This is a genomic window from Desulfomicrobium salsuginis, assembly GCF_054657795.1.
The window spans coordinates 2,337,443-2,355,479 of sequence record NZ_BAAHYA010000002.1; the positions used below are offsets into that span (position 1 = coordinate 2,337,443).

The following is an 18,037-nucleotide window of genomic DNA, read 5'->3' on the forward strand; positions in this document are numbered from 1 at the left end:
TATCCCTACAGCTTGATTTCTACATCAACGCCAGCGGGAAGATTCAGCTTGCCCAGCGCATCAACTGTCTGTTGGGTGGGTTCAAGAATGTCTAAAAGGCGCTTGTGCACACGCATTTCAAACTGTTCACGAGATTTCTTGTCCACATGCACAGACTTCTGAATGGTCTGCTTATGGATACGAGTCGGCAACGGAATCGGGCCGGCAATGGATGCGCCGGTGTTACGTGCGGAGTCAACGATCTCGGCAACAGCCTTGTCCAAAATGCGGTAGTCGTACGCTCTCAACTTAATGCGAATTTTATCACTGTTCATGATGGCTTTGCCCCATTACTCCTGAATTTCGGAAACAACGCCGGCGCCGACGGTACGGCCGCCTTCACGGATGGCGAAGCGCAGGCCCTTTTCCATGGCGATCGGGTTGATCAGGTGCACATGGAACGTCGTGTTGTCACCGGGCATGATCATCTCGACACCTTCGTCCAGGGTCACAACGCCCGTGATGTCCGTGGTGCGGAAGTAGAACTGCGGACGGTAGCCCGAGAAGAACGGAGTGTGACGGCCGCCTTCTTCCTTGCTCAGAACGTACACTTCGGCGGAGAACTTCGTGTGCGGGGTGATGCTGCCCGGCTTGGCCAGAACCTGACCGCGCTCGACTTCGTCACGCTTCACGCCGCGAAGCAGCGCGCCGATGTTGTCGCCGGCCTGGCCTTCGTCCAGCAGCTTGCGGAACATTTCAACGCCCGTACAGGTCGTCTTGCGGGTGTCGTTGATGCCGACGATTTCCACTTCCTCGCCCACGCGGACAATGCCGCGCTCGACACGGCCGGTCACGACGGTGCCGCGGCCGGAGATGGAGAACACGTCTTCGATGGGCATCAGGAAGGGCTTGTCCGTCTCGCGCACCGGCTCGGGAATGTAGGCGTCGCAGGCGTCCAGCAGCTCGAGGATGCACTTGGCGTCATCGGCGTCGGCGCTGTCGCTCTCCAGGGCCTTCAGGGCGGAGCCACGGATGACCGGAACGTCGTCACCCGGGAATTCGTACTTGGACAGCAGTTCGCGGACTTCCATCTCGACCAGCTCGATCAGCTCCTCGTCGTCGACCAGGTCGACCTTGTTCAGGAACACGACCAGGTAGGGCACGCCGACCTGACGGGCGAGCAGGATGTGCTCACGGGTCTGGGGCATGGGGCCGTCGGTGGCCGCGACAACGATGATCGCGCCGTCCATCTGGGCCGCGCCGGTGATCATGTTCTTGATGTAGTCGGCGTGACCGGGGCAATCCACGTGGGCGTAGTGACGCTTGGCGGTTTCGTATTCGACGTGCGCGGTGGCGATGGTGATGCCGCGCTCCTTCTCTTCGGGAGCCTTGTCGATCTCGTCAAAGGCGACGAAGGAACCGCCGCCCTTGAGGCTCGCGATCTTGGTGATCGCCGCGGTCAGGGTCGTCTTGCCGTGGTCGATATGACCAATGGTACCGATATTGACGTGCGGCTTCTTTCTTTCAAATTTCTGCTTGGCCATGATTCATCTCCATTCTCATTTCTTGGTCAATTCTTCGGCAAGACTCGCGGGCACGCGGTCATAGTGGTCGAACAACATGGTGTACGTCGCCCGCCCCTGGGTCTTGGAACGCAGATCCGTCGCATAGCCGAACATGCTGCTCAACGGCACGTTTGCGCGGATGATCTGCATCCCGTGCCGCATTTCGAGGCTCACGATCCGGCCGCGACGGCCGTTCAGATCACCCATGACGTCGCCCATGTAATCGTCGGGAGTCAGCACTTCGACGAACATGATGGGCTCCAGAAGAACAGGGGCCGCCTTATGACAGGCTTCCTTAACGGCCATGGATCCGGCGATGTAGAACGCCTGCTCCGAAGAGTCGACTTCGTGGTAGGAGCCGTGGACCAGCTCGACCTTGATATCGACCATGGGGAAACCGGCCATGACGCCGTTCAGCAGGGCGTCCTTGATGCCCTTGTCGATGGCGGGGATGTATTCCTTGGGAATGACGCCGCCAACGATACCGTTCACAAATTCATAACCTGCGCCGGGTTCCTGCGGGTAGACCTTGATGACCACGTGGCCGTACTGGCCACGTCCGCCGGACTGCTTGGCGTACTTGAGATCCTTCTCGCTGGGCTTGGAGATGGTCTCGCGGTAGGCGACCTGGGGCTGGCCGACATTGGCGTCGACCTTGAACTCGCGGGTCAGACGGTCAACGATGATTTCGAGGTGCAGCTCGCCCATGCCGGCGATCAGGGTCTGCCCGGTCTCCTCGTTGGTCTTGACCCTGAAGGACGGGTCTTCCTTGACCAGCTTTCCGAGGGCCTGACCGAGAGCGTCGCGGTCGGTCTTGGTCTTGGGCTCGATGGCGACTTCAATGACCGGTTCCGGGAAGTCCATGGACTCCAGGAGCACCGGACGCTTCAGGTCGCACAGGGTCTCGCCCGTGGCGGTCTGCTTCAGGCCGACGGCGGCGACGATGTCACCGGCGTGGGCTTCCTTGATGTCTTCACGCTTGTTGGCGTGCATCTTCAGCAGGCGGCCGACGCGCTCCTTCTTGCCGGAAGCGGCGTTCAGGACCGTGACTCCGGTTTCCAGCACGCCGGAATAGATGCGCAGGAAGGTCAGGTGCCCGATGAACGGATCGGCCATCAGCTTGAAGGCCAGCGCGCTCAGGGGCAAATCGTCGGAGCATTCGCAGACGATCTCGTTTCCGGTGTCGGGATCGGTGCCCGTCATGGCCGGAATGTCCACCGGTGAAGGCAGGTAGTCCACAACGCAGTCGAGCAGAGCCTGAACGCCCTTGTTCTTGAACGCGGATCCGCAGATGACCGGGCAGATCTTCATGCCGATGGTCGCGGCGCGAATGCCCGCCATGATTTCTTCCGGCTGAAGTTCCTCGCCGCCGAGGTATTTCTCGAGCAGGCTCTCGTCCTCTTCGGCAATGGCCTCGACGAGATTCATGCGCCACTCGTCGACAAGGTCGATCATGTCTTCGGGGATGTCGCGCACGTCGATGGACTCGCCCTTGGAGGCCTCATCATAGAAAAGGGCCACCTTGCGCACGAGGTCGATCTGTCCCTGGAAGTTCTCTTCGGAACCGATCGGCAGGTGCAGCGGCACGGGCTTGGCCTTGAGACGATCCTTGATCATGTCGACGACTCGGTAGAAATCAGCGCCCGAGCGGTCCATCTTGTTGACAAAGGCGATGCGGGGGACACGATATCTGTCCGCCTGGCGCCACACGGTCTCGGACTGGGGCTCGACACCGCCGACGGCGCAGAAAACGGCGACGGCGCCGTCGAGGACGCGCAGCGAGCGCTCCACTTCAACGGTGAAGTCGACGTGGCCGGGAGTATCGATGATGTTGACCCGGCAATCGCGCCAGAAACAGGTCGTCGCAGCGGAAGTGATCGTGATGCCACGCTCCTGCTCCTGCTCCATCCAGTCCATGGTCGCCTGACCGTCATGCACCTCGCCAAGCTTGTGGGAGACACCGGTATAATAAAGGATACGCTCGGTAGTCGTGGTCTTGCCCGCATCGATGTGGGCCATGATACCGATATTGCGCTGATTTTCTATTGGGACTCGTTTAGACACGAAAAGAACCTCTTTTACCAGCGGTAATGCGCGAAAGCCTTGTTGGCTTCGGCCATTCTGTGGGTGTCCTCACGCTTCTTGATGGCACCACCGCGATCGTTGAAAGCGTCAAGGAATTCAGCAGCCAGGCGCAGGACCATGCCCTTTTCGCCGCGAGTGCGGGAGTAGTTGACCAGCCAGCGGATGGCCAGGGCTTCCTGGCGGGCCGGACGAACTTCCATGGGAACCTGGTACGTGGCGCCGCCGACACGACGGGATTTGACTTCCATCTGCGGCTTAACCTTCTCGATAACCTGCTCGAAGGCCTTCAGAGGCTCGCTGTCAGTGCGCTTCCCCAGCTCTTCAATGGCATCATAGAATATCTTCTCGGCAACGCTTTTCTTGCCGTCATACATCATCTGGTTCACAAACTTTGTGACCACCCGGCTTCCGTACTTCGGATCCGGCAGCACTTCACGCTTCGGCGTGGCTCCCTTGCGAGGCATACGTCAATCTCCTTGTACCTATTTAGGACGTTTGGCTCCGTACTTGGAGCGGCTCTTCCGGCGATCCTGAACACCGGCCGCGTCCAGCGTACCTCTGATAATCTTGTAGCGGACACCGGGCAAATCCTTGACACGACCGCCGAGGATCATGACCACGGAGTGCTCCTGCAGGTTGTGCCCTTCGCCGGGGATGTACGAAGTCACTTCGATTCCGTTGGTCAGTCGCACTCTCGCGACCTTACGAAGAGCCGAGTTCGGCTTCTTGGGCGTCGTGGTATACACGCGCACACAAACTCCCCGACGCTGCGGGCATCCCTGCAGCGCGGCTCTTTTTGTGCCTTTCACCTGGAGGACCCGCGCCTTGCGGACCAACTGATTGATAGTGGGCATTTCAAACTCCATGAATAAACTTTTTGAGAAGGGGGTTCATAATCGAACTCCCCTCCCCTTGTCAACTCGACACTCTGGCCAGATCAAACTTACTGTTCCATGAAAAAAGGATCTTTTTCCAGGTCCTCCAGGAACTTGTCGGGACTTTCCGGCTGGTCCGGAACAATGATGTCATTTTCGATGTAGGCCCTGAAGCCCGTGCCGGCATTGACCAGCCTGCCGACGATGACGTTTTCCTTCAGGCCGTAGAGGTAATCCTTCTTACCGATCAGGGCGGACTCGGTCAGGACCTTGGTCGTCTCCTGGAACGACGCCGCGGAGATGAAGGATTCCGTGGACAGCGACGCCTGGGTGATGCCCAGAACCAGAGGCTCGGCCACCGCCGGCTGCATTCCCGTGGCCATGCACGTGGCGTTGGTGTCCGTGAACCGCATCTTGTCCACCTGCTCGCCCATGAGGAAACCGGTGTCGCCGGGATCCAAAATAGAGAGCTTCTTGAGCATCTGGCGGACAATGATCTCAATGTGCTTGTCGTTGATGTAAACGCCCTGGAACCGGTACACGTCCTGCACGCCGTCGACCAAGTAGAAGGCCAGATACTTCTCGCCCTTGATCTTCAGCAGATCGTGCAGGTCCGGCGTTCCTTCGGTCAGCAGTTCGCCGCTCTCGACGAAGTCGCCCTCGCCGACACTGATGTGCTTGCCCTTGGGAATCAGGTACACGCGCGCCTCGCCGACTTCGGGCTCGACGATGAGCTTGCGCTTGCCCTTGGAGTCCGGACCGAAACTCACGATGCCGTCGATCTCGGACAGGATGGCCTGGTCCTTGGGTTTACGGACTTCGAAGAGCTCGGCGACGCGCGGCAGACCGCCGACGATGTCCTTGGTCTTCATGGTTTCGCGCGGCTTACGGGCGATGATGTCGCCGGGCTGGACCGAGTCGCCGTCATTGACCATGACGATGGCGCCCACAGGCAGGGTGTAGGATGCCTGGGTCCCGGTGTCCGGCTTGGTCTTGCACACGCCGTTCTCGTCGCAGATGGAGATGCCGGGGCGGAAGCTCGACGAACGGAACTCGATGACCGTCAGCGTCGACTTGCCCGTGGCCTCGTCGATGCGCTCCTGCACCGTGCGGCCTTCGATGATGTCCGTGAAGTGGACGACACCCTCGACGTCCGTGACGAACGGCTCGTTGAAGGGGTCCCACTCGGCCAGGCGCTCGCCCTTCTTCACCTCGGCCCCGTTCTCGAAGTACAGCTTGGCGCCTGAAGGCAGCGCGTACTTCTCGCGCTCGACACCCTGGTCGTCCACGATGCGCAGTTGGCCGCTCTTGCCCAGCACCATGCGCTCGCCACGGTTGTTGGTGACGGTGCGCACGCGGGACAGCACGATGCGGCCCTTGTTCATGGCCTCGTATCGGCTCTGTTCGATCTCCTTGGAGGCCGTGCCGCCGATGTGGAACGTTCTCATGGTCAGCTGGGTGCCCGGCTCGCCGATGGACTGCGCGGCGATGATGCCGACGGCCTCGCCCACGTTGACCAGGTGCCCGCGGGCCAGGTCGCGGCCGTAACAGAGCGCGCATACGCCGTGCTTGGCCTTGCAGGTCAGGGCCGAGCGGATGGTGATGGTCGCGATGCCGCGACGCTCGATCTCCTGCACCAGCTCTTCGTTGATGATGGTGTTGGCCGGGATGAAGACCTCGCCCGTATCGGGATCGAGGACATCGTACATGGCCACGCGGCCGAGCACGCGTTCGCTCAGGCGCACTGTGATCTCACCGCTCTTGGTCACGTGGGACAGCTCGATGCCGTCCACGGTCTTGCAGTCATGCTCGCTGACGATGACATCCTGCACGACGTCGACCAGACGACGGGTCAGGTAACCCGAGTTGGCGGTTTTGAGCGCCGTGTCGGCCAGACCCTTGCGTGCGCCGTGCGTGGAGGTGAAGTACTGCAGAATGGTCAGGCCTTCACGGAAGGACGACGTGATGGGCGTCTCGATGATCTCGCCCGAAGGCTTGGCCATCAGGCCGCGCATGCCGGCCAGCTGGCGCATCTGGTCCTGGTTGCCTCGTGCGCCGGAGTTGGCCATCATGAAGACCGAGTTGAAGCTGTTGCAGCGCTCCTCCGGTGCCGAAGACACATGCCAGCGAAGCGCATGCTTCCGCTCGACCGCCGCGTCCTGGTTCGGATTCGGTACGGTATCGTACTTCAGCTCGCGCATCATGGCGTCAGCCACTTCGTTGGTCGCCTTGGTCCAGACGTCGACCACCTTGTTGTATTTTTCCGTGCGGGTGATGATGCCCTCGCGGTACTGCTGCTCGATGTCGGCCACCTCGGTGTGCGAACGGTCGAGAATGCCCGACTTGGCAGGCGGGATGGTCAGGTCCTTTACGCCGACGGTGATGCCGGCCTGGGTCGAATATTCAAAGCCCAGGTCCTTCAGCTTGTCGCAGAGAATGACCGTGGCCTTGGTGCCGGCCAAACGGTAGGCCTCGCCCACCAGACGGCCGATGACCTTCTTGCTCATCTCGCGGTTGTAGACGTCGAAGGGCACCTCGACGGGCACGATCTCGCGGATGATGATGCGGCCGGGCGTGGTGTTGACGAGCTGGCCGTCGATGCGGACCTTGACGCGGGCGTGCAGCTCCACGTGACCGGAGTCATAGGCGCAGATGACCTCCTCCGGGTCGGCGAAGATCATGCCCTCGCCCCGCTCGAAGGGACGCTCCACGGTCAGGAAGTACAGGCCCAGGACGATGTCCTGGGACGGCACGATGATCGGGGAGCCGTTGGCCGGCGACAGAATGTTGTTCGTGGACATCATGAGCACGCGGCACTCGATCTGCGCCTCGACAGACAGGGGCACGTGCACGGCCATCTGGTCACCGTCGAAGTCGGCGTTGAAGGCCGTACAGACCAGCGGGTGCAGGCGGATGGCCTTTCCTTCCACCAGAATGGGCTCGAAGGCCTGGATGCCGAGACGGTGCAGAGTGGGCGCGCGGTTGAGCAGAATGGGGTACTCGCGCACGACCTCTTCGAGGATATCCCAGACCGCCACTTCCTCGCGCTCGACCATCTTCTTGGCGCTCTTGATGGTGCTGGCGTAGCCGCGTTCCTCGAGCTTGGAGTAGATGAACGGCTTGAACAGCTCCAGGGCCATCTTCTTGGGCAGACCGCACTGGTGCAGCTTGAGGTACGGGCCGACCACGATGACGGAACGGCCGGAGTAGTCGACGCGCTTGCCCAGCAGGTTCTGGCGGAAGCGGCCCTGCTTGCCCTTGATCATGTCCGACAGGGACTTCAGGGGGCGGCCGTTGGTTCCGGTGATGGCCCGGCCGCGGCGGCCGTTGTCAAACAGCGCGTCCACGGACTCCTGCAGCATGCGCTTTTCGTTGCGGATGATGATGTCCGGGGCGCCCAGTTCGAGGAGGCGCTTCAGGCGGTTGTTGCGGTTGATGACGCGGCGGTACAGATCGTTCAGGTCAGACGTGGCGAAACGTCCGCCGTCCAGGGGAACCAACGGGCGAAGTTCGGGCGGAATGATCGGGATCACGTCCATGATCATCCACTCGGGCTTGTTGCCGGACTCCAGGAACGCCTCGACAATCTTCAGCCGTTTGGCGAGCTTCTTCTTCTTGGTCTGGGACCGGGTGGACTGGGATTCCTCGCGCAGCTCCACGCGCAGGCTGGCCAGATCAATCTCCTGCAGCAGGATCTTGATGGACTCGGCGCCCATGCCCACGGTGATGGCGTTGTCATTGTAGTGGTCGAGGATCTGAAAGTACTGCTCCTCGGAGATGACCTGCTTCTTCTGCAGGGTCGTCTCACCCGGATCGAGGATGATGTAGGAATCGAAGTACAGCACCTTCTCCAGATCGGCCATGGTCATATCCAGCAGGGTGCCGATCTTGGAAGGCAGGGACTTCAGGAACCAGATGTGCGCCACGGGCGCGGCGAGCTCGATGTGGCCCATGCGCTCGCGGCGGACCTTGGAGGCAATGACCTCGACGCCGCACTTTTCGCAGACGATGCCGCGGTGCTTCATTCGCTTGTATTTGCCGCAGTTGCACTCATAGTCCTTCACGGGACCGAATATCTTGGCGCAGAACAGGCCGTCCCGCTCCGGCTTGAACGTGCGGTAGTTGATCGTTTCGGGCTTCTTGACCTCGCCGAAGGACCATTCGCGGATCTTTTCCGGAGAAGCGACGCTGATGCCGATCGCCTTCAGGTTCTGGCTGTTGAAAGAGCTGGTCGCACTGCCCCGTTGTGTAAAAAGATCATCAAGACTCATCGTATATTCCTCATTCTGTGGTCGAAGTGAAAATCCGTTGCCGCAGGCAGGGTCTACCTCTTGCGCGGACGCTTGCGGTCATCCTCGACGAGGGTGACCTCCAGACCCAGGGCCATCATTTCCTTGACCAAGACGTTGAATGATTCGGGCATGCCGCTTTCGAGGAAATTGGATCCCTTCACAATCTTTTCGTACATTTTCACGCGCCCGTTCACGTCGTCGGACTTCACCGTCAGGAATTCCTGCAGCAGATAGGCCGCGCCGTAGGCTTCCAGAGCCCAGACTTCCATTTCGCCCAGACGCTGTCCGCCGAACTGGGCCTTGCCGCCCAGGGGCTGCTGCGTAACCAGGGAGTAGGGACCCGTGGATCGGGCGTGGATCTTCTCGTCGACCAGGTGATGGAGCTTCAGGTAGTACATGTAGCCCACGGTGACCCGGTTGTGGAATGGGACGCCGGTACGGCCGTCGAAGAGACGGGCCTTGCCGTCCTCGGGCAGGCCGGCCCGCTTGAGCAGCCCCCAGATTTCGCTTTCATCGGCGCCGTCGAAGACCGGGGTCTTCATGACGATGCCCTTGTTCAGGGCCCGCGCCGACTCGATGACCTCGTCGTCACTCATGGAGTCGATCAGGGCCGAGGTTTCGGGAGAATCGAAGATGTCCTTGATTTCCCTGCGCACCATGGCGGCGCCTTCGGCGACCATGGCAGCGATCTGCTGACCCAGGGTCTTGGCGGCCCAACCAAGGTGTGTCTCCATGATCTGGCCGATGTTCATGCGCGAAGGCACGCCCAGAGGGTTCAGCACGACATCCATGGGGGTCCCGTCGGCGAAGAACGGCATGTCCTCTTCCGGCAGGATGTTGGACACGACGCCCTTGTTGCCGTGACGGCCGGCCATCTTGTCACCGACGTTGAGCTTACGCTTCACAGCCACGTACACCTTGGCCATCTTGATCACGCCGGGGGGCAGATCGTCACCCTCGGTGACCTTGCCGCGCTTGTTCTCGTAGACGTCCTTGATGAATTTGAGCTGCAGGTCGAAGTAATCGAGCTGCGCCTTGACCGCCTCGTTGACCTCCTTGGCAGCGAAAGCGCCGGCGAGCTTCTTCAACGGGATCTCGGCGAACACGTCTTCCCTGATAGGCTGGTTGGCTTCGAGAAGCACCTCGCCCTTGCGCTTGCCCATGATGGTCTTGGCCACGCTCTTGCCCTTGCAGGCTTCCCAGATCTTGCGACGGGTAGCCTCGGTCAGGGCCGCGGCGTGCTGACGTTCGCGGACGTCTATCCCTTCGAGTTCATAGTTCTCGATCTGGCGGGTGCGCTCATCCTTGTCGCCGGAACGACGGTTGAAGACCTTCACGTCGATGACTGTGCCCTCGATTCCCGGCGGGACCTTGAGGGAGGTGTTCTTCACGTCGCGCGCCTTGTCGCCGAAGATGGCCCGCAGCAGTCGTTCCTCGGGAGTAAGCTGCGTCTCGCCCTTGGGCGTGATCTTGCCGACGAGGATATCGTCGGGTTTGACCTTGGCGCCGATGCGGATGATGCCGCTTTCGTCAAGGTTGCGGAGCATCTCCTCGCCGACGTTGGGGATGTCGCGGGTCACTTCCTCGGGCCCGAGCTTGGTGTCGCGGGCGAAGACGTCGAACTCCTCGATGTGGATGGAGGTGTAGATGTCCTCCTTCACCACGCGCTCGGAGATGAGGATGGAGTCTTCGTAGTTGTAGCCGCACCAGGGCATGAAGGCCACCAGCAGGTTCTTGCCCAGGGCCAGCTCACCGTCGCTGATGGCGGGGCCGTCGGCCAGGACCACGCCCTTGCGGACAGTGTCGCCGATCTGAACGCGGGGCTTCTGCCCGAAGCAGCTGTTCTGGTTGGACTTGTGATATTTCTGCAGATCATAGAACCGCACGCCGCCCGACTCGGGGTACAGATCGCCCGAGTAGGCCACGATGACGCGGTCCGCATCGACGTACATCACCTCGCCGTCGCCCTCGGACATCAGGCAGCTGCCGGAATCCTGAGCCACCTTGCCCTCGATGCCGGTGCCGACCAGCGGCTCCTCGGTCACGAGCAGCGGCACGGACTGACGCTGCATGTTTGATCCCATGAGGGCGCGGTTCGCGTCGTCGTGCTCCAGGAACGGGATGAGCGCCGAGGAGATGGACACGATCTGTCCCGGGGAAATGTCCATGAGGGTCACTTCCTCGCGGGGCACAATGGCGAATTCACCTTCCACGCGGGCCTCGACAAGGGGGTTCACGAATCGCCTGTCGTCGCCGAAGATGGCGTTGGCCTGGGCGATGATGTGCCCGGACTCCGTGGACGCCTCCATGTACTGGACGTCGTCGGTGACGTACCCGTCCTTGACCACGCGGTACGGGGTTTCGATGAAACCGTAGTCGTTCACCAGGCCATGAGTGGTCAGAGACACGATCAGACCAATGTTCGGACCTTCGGGAGTCTCGATGGGACAGATGCGGCCGTAATGGCTGAGGTGAACGTCGCGGACCTCGAAACCGGCCCGTTCACGCGTCAGACCGCCGGGCCCGAGGGCGGACAGGCGGCGCTTGTGCGTGACCTCGGACAGGGGGTTGGTCTGGTCCATGAACTGGGACAGCTGCGACGTGCCGAAGAACTCCTTGAGCACGGCCGTGACCGGCTTGGGGTTGACCAGGTCGTGGGGCATGAGCGTGGCGACTTCCTGCAGGCTCATGCGCTCCTTGATGGCGCGCTCCATGCGAACGAGGCCGATGCGGTACTGGTTCTCGACCAGTTCGCCGACCGGGCGGACGCGACGGTTTCCGAGGTGGTCGATGTCATCGGCCGGACCGTGGGAGTCCTTGAGCTGAACGAGCTTCTTGACCGACCGAAAAATGTCCTCGTTGGACAGGGTGCGGTGGTCGATGGGCAGGTTCAGGCCAAGACGGGAATTAAGCTTGTACCGCCCCACCGGCGAAAGGTCGTAATAGTCGGGGTTGCGGAACAGGTTGTCGAAAAAGCTGGCTGAAATCTCGGCGGTCGGCGGGGAGCTGGGGCGCAGGCGCTTGTAGATGTCGATCTGGGCGCTTTCCATGTCCTCGCACTTGTCCATGGCCAAGGTGTCGCGCATGCACGAGGACACTTCGGCGCCGGAGGAAAAAATGCCGTTCAGCTCGATTATCCCGGCAGCCTGGCATTTTTCGACAGCCGAGGCGGTCAGGGGGTCTCCGGCTCGCAGCACGACCTCGCCGGTCTGCGGGTCCACGATGTCCACGGCGGCGAATTCCGTCTCCAGGGATTCAGGGCGGACCTCGTAGTATTCGACGCCGGCCTTGATCATGCGCCGCCACATGGCCTTGGTCATGGCCTTGCCGGCAGCCACGACAACAGTGCCATCGGGTGCAACGATATCGGCCTGGGAAACTTCCTTGCGGAAATTATACTCCTCGACCTTGCGCAGGACCCTGGTCCCATCGAGGCGGAACGTGTCCTTGTCGTAGTAGAAGGCCAGAATGTCCTCACTGGTCATGCCCATGGCCTTGAGCAGGATCGTGGCGGGCATCTTCCGTCGACGGTCGATGCGGACATAGAGGATGTCCTTGTGGTCGAAATCGAAATCGAGCCAGGAACCGCGCATGGGAATGATGCGACAGCTGTAGAGGATCTTGCGGCTGGAATGGGTCTTGCCCGAGTCGTGTTCGAAAATGATACCGGGCGAACGCTGCAGCTGGTTGACGATGACCCGTTCCGTGCCGTTGATCAGGAACGTTCCCTTCTGGGTGATGAGGGGAATGGTTCCGAAATATATGTCCTGTTCCTTGATGTCATGGATGGTGCGGCTGCCGGACGCTTCGTCCACATCGTAGACGGCGAGGCGGACCTTGATGCGCAGGGGTGCTTCAAAGGTCAGGCCCTTGGCGATGCACTCGTCGACGTCATACTTGGGCTTGCCGATTTCGTAGCTGACGTATTCGAGGGTGGCAGTCTTGTTGAAATCATGAATGGGAAAGACAGAACGAAACACGCCTTCGAGCCCGATGTCCGTGCGCATGCTGGGGGGAACGTCGGTCTGGAGAAATTTGTTGTAGGAATCAAGCTGAAGGCTTAAAAGATGAGGGATCTCAATGGAATCTTTGATTCGTCCGAATTTCTTGATCAGTTTGTTCATCGTTTCCCCTCAGGAAATGGGAGGTTGCTGGGCAGGCAAAGCGTTTCAGCCAGGATAGGCTGCTATATATGAAAGCCTCGTTCGGGCGCGGGCGCGGCCCGTGAAGCGTGGAATTACATAAAAAGGCGTAAAGAGTGTAAGAGGTTTTCTCCCCTTACACTCTTTACGGAAAGTCAGGCAAGAAGCAAAAAACTACTTGATTTCAACCTTTGCGCCGGCTTCTTCAAGCTGCTTTTTGGCGTCGTTGGCGGCGTCCTTGGCAGCGGCTTCCAGGATCACGGAAGGAGTCTCGTCGACCTTGGCCTTGGCTTCTTTCAGCCCGAGGCTGGTCAGAGCGCGGACGACCTTGATGACGCCGATCTTGTTGGCGCCGGCTTCCTTCAGGATGACGTCGAATTCGGTCTTTTCCTCTTCGGCGGCTTCAGCGGCGGCCACGGGGGCGGCGGCGAAAGCGGCGACAGGGGCGGCGGCGGAAACGCCGAACTTCTCTTCCAGTTCCTTGATGAAACCAGCCAGCTCCAGCACGGTCATGTTGGAGATGAATTCGACGACCTGTTCTTTGGTGATATCAGCCATTTTGTCCTCCTAAATATGTAGCAATTGGCTCATTCTTCTTTTTTGTCTTTGAGGGCGTTCAACACGTTGAGCATCCCCCGAATCACATTGGCAAAGAGAGACACGAAATTCTGCGGCACGGCGTTCATGGTGCCCAGAACAGTCGCGAGCAACTGTTCGCGGCCCGGCAGTTCGGAAAGGGCCTTGATGGACGCCTCTTCCAGGAACTTGCCTTCCAGGCTTGCGTAACGCACAGAAAACTTGTCGTTCTTCTTTGCAAACTCAACCAGGACCTTCGCAGCGACGACAGGGTCGTCATAGCCAAAAGCCACGGCGCAGTTGTACTTCAAGTGATCGTTGAGTACGACATGCGGTCCTTCCTCGAAGGCTTTGCGTGCCAGAGTGTTCTTCACGACCTGATAGTCGCACCCCGCCTCGTGCAGTTTCGCACGCAGGGGAGTCAGCTCTGCCACCTTGAGCCCATGGAAGTCCGTGACAATGGCGATGCTCGCCTTGTCAGCCTTCTCCTTCAGGCCATCGATGATTTTTGCTTTTTCTGCCCTATTCACCACGTACCTCTCTATAGCTAGGCAGAATGAGCCAAAGCCGTCTGTGCAGGATATTAAGGAATGTCCACCTGCATTCTCTGACTCATCTACTTGTTATGAAACTTATTCTCCCGTTTTACGCAGGGAAGCGGCGTCGACCTTGACGCCCGGGCCCATGGTGGAAGACAGAGAGACGGCCTTCACATAGGTACCCTTGGCGGTGGAGGGTTTGAGCTTGATCAGCGCATCGACCACGGTCCACAGGTTGCCGAGGAGCTTCTCGGAACCAAAGGAGACCTTGCCGATGGGGGCGTGAATCACGCCGGCCTTGTCCACGCGGAACTCGACCTTGCCTGCCAAGAGCTCGCCGATGGCTTTCTCCAGGTCAGGGGTGACGGTGCCGGTCTTGGCGTTGGGCATCAGGCCGCGCGGGCCCAGGATCTTGCCGATCTTTCCGACATGACCCATCATGTCGGGCGTGGCAACGGCCTTGTCGAAATCGAGCCAGCCGCCCTTGATCTTTTCGACCAGTTCGTCGCCGCCGGCATCGATGGCACCGGCATTGCGGGCCTTCTCCTCGTTCTCGCCCTTACAGAAGGCGACAACGCGAACCGTCTTGCCCAGGCCGTGAGGCAGGGACACGGCGCCGCGGACCATCTGGTCGGAGTACTTGGGGTTGACACCCAGGTTCACCGCGACATCGACGGTCTCGTCAAACTTGGCGAAAGAGCTCTTGAGAACCAACTCGACAGCTTCAGCCACATCGTACATCTTGAGGCTGTCAATGGCCTCGCATGCTTTCGTGAATTTCTTTCCGTGCTTGGGCATGGCTAGTTCTCTCCCCTTATTCCACTTCAATTCCCATACTGCGAGCGGTACCCATGATGGTCTTGCACGCAGCAGGCAGATCATAGGCAGACAGATCAGGCATCTTGATTTTGGCGATTTCCTCGATCTGGGCCATGGTCACCTTGCCCACCTTCTTCTTGTTCGGCTCTCCGGAACCCTTCTGCAGCTTGGCGGCTTTGACCAGAAGGACGGCGGCCGGAGGAGTCTTGGTGACGAAGGTGAAGGAGCGGTCCTGGAAGACCGTGATCTCGACAGGAATGATCATCCCCTTGTCGTTCATGGTCTTGGCGTTGTACGCCTTGCAGAACTCCATGATGTTCACACCGTGCTGACCCAGGGCGGGACCGACCGGCGGAGAGGGATTCGCAGCTCCTGCGGGAAGTTGCAGCTTGATTATTGCAGTTACTTTTTTGGCCATAACACTACCTCATCTCTAAAAATTATCAGCCTTTCGTCACCTGGACAAAGTCCAGCTCAACCGGCGTTTGTCTTCCGAAGATCGAAACCGAGACGCGCAATTTGCCTTTATCATAGTTCACATCTTCAACCGTGGCATTGAAGTTTGCGAACGGGCCATCGATCACGCGCACGTCATCGCCACGTTCAAAATGAAATTTTGGTCTGGGCTGTTCTTTCCTGCTCTCGATGGTCGCCAGGATGCGCTGCGCTTCCTTGTCGGTCAGGGGCACCGGGCGGCTCTTGCCGCCGATGAAGCCCGTGACCTTGGGAATGGACTGAATCATGTGCCATGAATCGTCCGTGAAGACCATCTTGACCATCGCGTACCCGGGATAAAACTTGCGCGTGGACGTACGTTTCTGTCCTTTGATCAGTTCGACAACCTTCTCTGTGGGAACGATGACATCCTCGACCAGGCCCTTGGCCTGTCCAGTACGGATCATCTCCTTGATCGTCTGCTCAACGCGCTGCTCGAATCCCGAATACGTGTGAATGATATACCAGCGAGCCTTTGGATCGTCGTTCATGAGGCCCCCACCTAGGACAGAATGGCAGCAATGATTTTGGTCAGGACCAAATCGACGATGCCGAGAAAAAATGCCATGACGACGACCAACAACAAAACAGCCGAACTGGTACTGATGGTTTCCTGCTTGTCAGGCCAGACGACCTTCTTCAGTTCCATTTTTGCCTGGTCAAAGAACACGCGAAGCTCATGGAACTTCTGCGCCATTCCCTGCTTGGGCATTTCTGTTTCGGCATTTTTTTTCATTTTATCCATCGCTAGGAGATAAAGTGGCAGGCCAGGAGGGATTCGAACCCCCAGCCCTCGGATTTGGAGTCCGATGCTCTACCGTTAGAGCTACTGGCCTGCGTGTCGGAAATTTTCACTACGGATGCCGCGTTCGCGGCACCCGCGTGAGACTATTTGGATTCGCGATGCTTGGTGTGCTTACCGCAAAAAGGGCAGAACTTGCTGAGCTCAAGCTTGGCAGTCGTGTTCTTTTTGTTCTTCTGGCTCGCGTAGTTTCTACGCTTGCACTCGCCACACGCAAGAAGGATATTGATGCGCATTGATTACTCCTGAATTTCGGAAACAACGCCGGCGCCGACGGTACGGCCGCCTTCACGGATGGCGAAGCGCAGGCCCTTTTCCATGGCGATCGGGTTGATCAGGTGCACATGGAACGTCGTGTTGTCACCGGGCATGATCATCTCGACACCTTCGTCCAGGGTCACAACGCCCGTGATGTCCGTGGTGCGGAAGTAGAACTGCGGACGGTAGCCCGAGAAGAACGGAGTGTGACGGCCGCCTTCTTCCTTGCTCAGAACGTACACTTCGGCGGAGAACTTCGTGTGCGGGGTGATGCTGCCCGGCTTGGCCAGAACCTGACCGCGCTCGACTTCGTCACGCTTCACGCCGCGAAGCAGCGCGCCGATGTTGTCGCCGGCCTGGCCTTCGTCCAGCAGCTTGCGGAACATTTCAACGCCCGTACAGGTCGTCTTGCGGGTGTCGTTGATGCCGACGATTTCCACTTCCTCGCCCACGCGGACAATGCCGCGCTCGACACGGCCGGTCACGACGGTGCCGCGGCCGGAGATGGAGAACACGTCTTCGATGGGCATCAGGAAGGGCTTGTCCGTCTCGCGCACCGGCTCGGGAATGTAGGCGTCGCAGGCGTCCAGCAGCTCGAGGATGCACTTGGCGTCATCGGCGTCGGCGCTGTCGCTCTCCAGGGCCTTCAGGGCGGAGCCACGGATGACCGGAACGTCGTCACCCGGGAATTCGTACTTGGACAGCAGTTCGCGGACTTCCATCTCGACCAGCTCGATCAGCTCCTCGTCGTCGACCAGGTCGACCTTGTTCAGGAACACGACCAGGTAGGGCACGCCGACCTGACGGGCGAGCAGGATGTGCTCACGGGTCTGGGGCATGGGGCCGTCGGTGGCCGCGACAACGATGATCGCGCCGTCCATCTGGGCCGCGCCAGTGATCATGTTCTTGATGTAGTCGGCGTGACCGGGGCAATCCACGTGGGCGTAGTGACGCTTGGCGGTTTCGTATTCGACGTGCGCGGTGGCGATGGTGATGCCGCGCTCCTTCTCTTCGGGAGCCTTGTCGATCTCGTCAAAGGCGACGAAGGAACCGCCGCCCTTGAGGCTCGCGATCTTGGTGATCGCCGCGGTCAGGGTCGTCTTGCCGTGGTCGATATGACCAATGGTACCGATATTGACGTGCGGCTTCTTTCTTTCAAATTTCTGCTTGGCCATAATTACCCCCTAATGAAATTACGTGTACTATATATAGTTATGTTCGATTGCGGATCAGTGCAGGCGGGACAATTCGAGGGCGCAGGACTTACGAGACGAGGTAATGGAGCGGGAAACGGGACTCGAACCCGCAACCCTCAGCTTGGAAGGCTGATGCTCTAGCCATTGAGCTACTCCCGCATTTCATCTCAGTAGTCGAGCGACAGCCTAGACTGCCTCCTACTGTTTCTCACGGTACTATCTGGTGGAGGGGGGAGGATTCGAACCTCCGAAGTCGTTCGACGACAGATTTACAGTCTGTTCCCTTTGGCCACTCGGGAACCCCTCCGCTCACCCTGGAGCTGGCGATGGGACTTGAACCCGCAACCTGCTGATTACAAGTCAGCTGCTCTACCATTGAGCTACGCCAGCCCGTGAGAACGCATCCAATATGAG

The 18,037-nt window shown here is 59.6% G+C and carries 15 protein-coding genes and 4 tRNA genes; all 19 read right to left on the minus strand.

Features of this window, described 5'->3' with window-relative positions; translation table 11 throughout:
- Nucleotides 1-5 precede the first annotated feature (5 nt).
- Complete coding sequence (rpsJ, locus tag ACYQ3G_RS17675) at nt 6-314, minus strand: 30S ribosomal protein S10 (protein ID WP_028576635.1); 309 nt, start codon at nt 312-314, stop codon at nt 6-8.
- 15 nt (nt 315-329) lie between these two features.
- Nucleotides 330-1,523: an elongation factor Tu gene (tuf, locus tag ACYQ3G_RS17680; RefSeq protein WP_459828145.1), complete on the minus strand. Its 1,194-nt coding sequence runs from the start codon at nt 1,521-1,523 to the stop codon at nt 330-332.
- Nucleotides 1,524-1,538: 15 nt separating this feature from the next.
- Nucleotides 1,539-3,608 (minus strand): elongation factor G, encoded by a 2,070-nt coding sequence (fusA, locus tag ACYQ3G_RS17685; RefSeq protein WP_028578497.1) that lies wholly within the window; start codon nt 3,606-3,608, stop codon nt 1,539-1,541.
- Between the two features lie 14 nt (nt 3,609-3,622).
- A complete protein-coding gene (gene rpsG / locus ACYQ3G_RS17690; RefSeq protein ID WP_028578496.1) occupies nt 3,623-4,093 on the minus strand; it encodes a 30S ribosomal protein S7 in 471 nt (156 codons plus the stop codon).
- Between the two features lie 18 nt (nt 4,094-4,111).
- Nucleotides 4,112-4,483: a 30S ribosomal protein S12 gene (rpsL, locus tag ACYQ3G_RS17695; RefSeq protein WP_028578495.1), complete on the minus strand. Its 372-nt coding sequence runs from the start codon at nt 4,481-4,483 to the stop codon at nt 4,112-4,114.
- 89 nt (nt 4,484-4,572) lie between these two features.
- On the minus strand, nt 4,573-8,775 hold the full coding sequence (rpoC, locus tag ACYQ3G_RS17700; protein WP_028578494.1) for a DNA-directed RNA polymerase subunit beta': 4,203 nt from the start codon (nt 8,773-8,775) through the stop codon (nt 4,573-4,575).
- Between the two features lie 53 nt (nt 8,776-8,828).
- On the minus strand, nt 8,829-12,920 hold the full coding sequence (rpoB, locus tag ACYQ3G_RS17705; protein WP_459828151.1) for a DNA-directed RNA polymerase subunit beta: 4,092 nt from the start codon (nt 12,918-12,920) through the stop codon (nt 8,829-8,831).
- A 192-nt stretch (nt 12,921-13,112) separates the two neighbouring features.
- Nucleotides 13,113-13,496 (minus strand): 50S ribosomal protein L7/L12, encoded by a 384-nt coding sequence (rplL, locus tag ACYQ3G_RS17710; protein WP_028578492.1) that lies wholly within the window; start codon nt 13,494-13,496, stop codon nt 13,113-13,115.
- A gap of 29 nt (nt 13,497-13,525) precedes the next feature.
- Nucleotides 13,526-14,044, minus strand: a complete 519-nt coding sequence (gene rplJ / locus ACYQ3G_RS17715; RefSeq protein ID WP_028578491.1) for a 50S ribosomal protein L10 — start codon at nt 14,042-14,044, stop codon at nt 13,526-13,528.
- Nucleotides 14,045-14,146: 102 nt separating this feature from the next.
- Nucleotides 14,147-14,851 carry a 50S ribosomal protein L1 gene (gene rplA / locus ACYQ3G_RS17720; protein ID WP_028578490.1) on the minus strand — a complete coding sequence of 235 codons (705 nt, stop codon included), beginning with the start codon at nt 14,849-14,851 and terminating at the stop codon, nt 14,147-14,149.
- Nucleotides 14,852-14,867: 16 nt separating this feature from the next.
- Complete coding sequence (rplK, locus tag ACYQ3G_RS17725) at nt 14,868-15,290, minus strand: 50S ribosomal protein L11 (protein WP_028578489.1); 423 nt, start codon at nt 15,288-15,290, stop codon at nt 14,868-14,870.
- A 25-nt stretch (nt 15,291-15,315) separates the two neighbouring features.
- On the minus strand, nt 15,316-15,858 hold the full coding sequence (gene nusG / locus ACYQ3G_RS17730; protein ID WP_028578488.1) for a transcription termination/antitermination protein NusG: 543 nt from the start codon (nt 15,856-15,858) through the stop codon (nt 15,316-15,318).
- Nucleotides 15,859-15,869: 11 nt separating this feature from the next.
- Nucleotides 15,870-16,103, minus strand: a complete 234-nt coding sequence (gene secE / locus ACYQ3G_RS17735) for a preprotein translocase subunit SecE (RefSeq protein WP_028578487.1) — start codon at nt 16,101-16,103, stop codon at nt 15,870-15,872.
- 24 nt (nt 16,104-16,127) lie between these two features.
- A tRNA-Trp gene (locus ACYQ3G_RS17740) sits at nt 16,128-16,203 on the minus strand.
- 52 nt (nt 16,204-16,255) lie between these two features.
- The gene (gene rpmG / locus ACYQ3G_RS17745; RefSeq protein ID WP_028578486.1) at nt 16,256-16,405 is read right to left on the minus strand and encodes a 50S ribosomal protein L33; all 150 of its coding nucleotides are present in this window, start codon (nt 16,403-16,405) and stop codon (nt 16,256-16,258) included.
- A gap of 3 nt (nt 16,406-16,408) precedes the next feature.
- Nucleotides 16,409-17,602, minus strand: coding sequence for an elongation factor Tu (gene tuf / locus ACYQ3G_RS17750; protein WP_459828145.1), 1,194 nt, complete (start codon nt 17,600-17,602; stop codon nt 16,409-16,411).
- Nucleotides 17,603-17,706: 104 nt separating this feature from the next.
- A tRNA-Gly gene (locus tag ACYQ3G_RS17755) sits at nt 17,707-17,782 on the minus strand.
- A gap of 62 nt (nt 17,783-17,844) precedes the next feature.
- A tRNA-Tyr gene (locus tag ACYQ3G_RS17760) sits at nt 17,845-17,930 on the minus strand.
- Nucleotides 17,931-17,938: 8 nt separating this feature from the next.
- Nucleotides 17,939-18,013 (minus strand) — tRNA-Thr (locus ACYQ3G_RS17765).
- Nucleotides 18,014-18,037 lie beyond the last annotated feature (24 nt).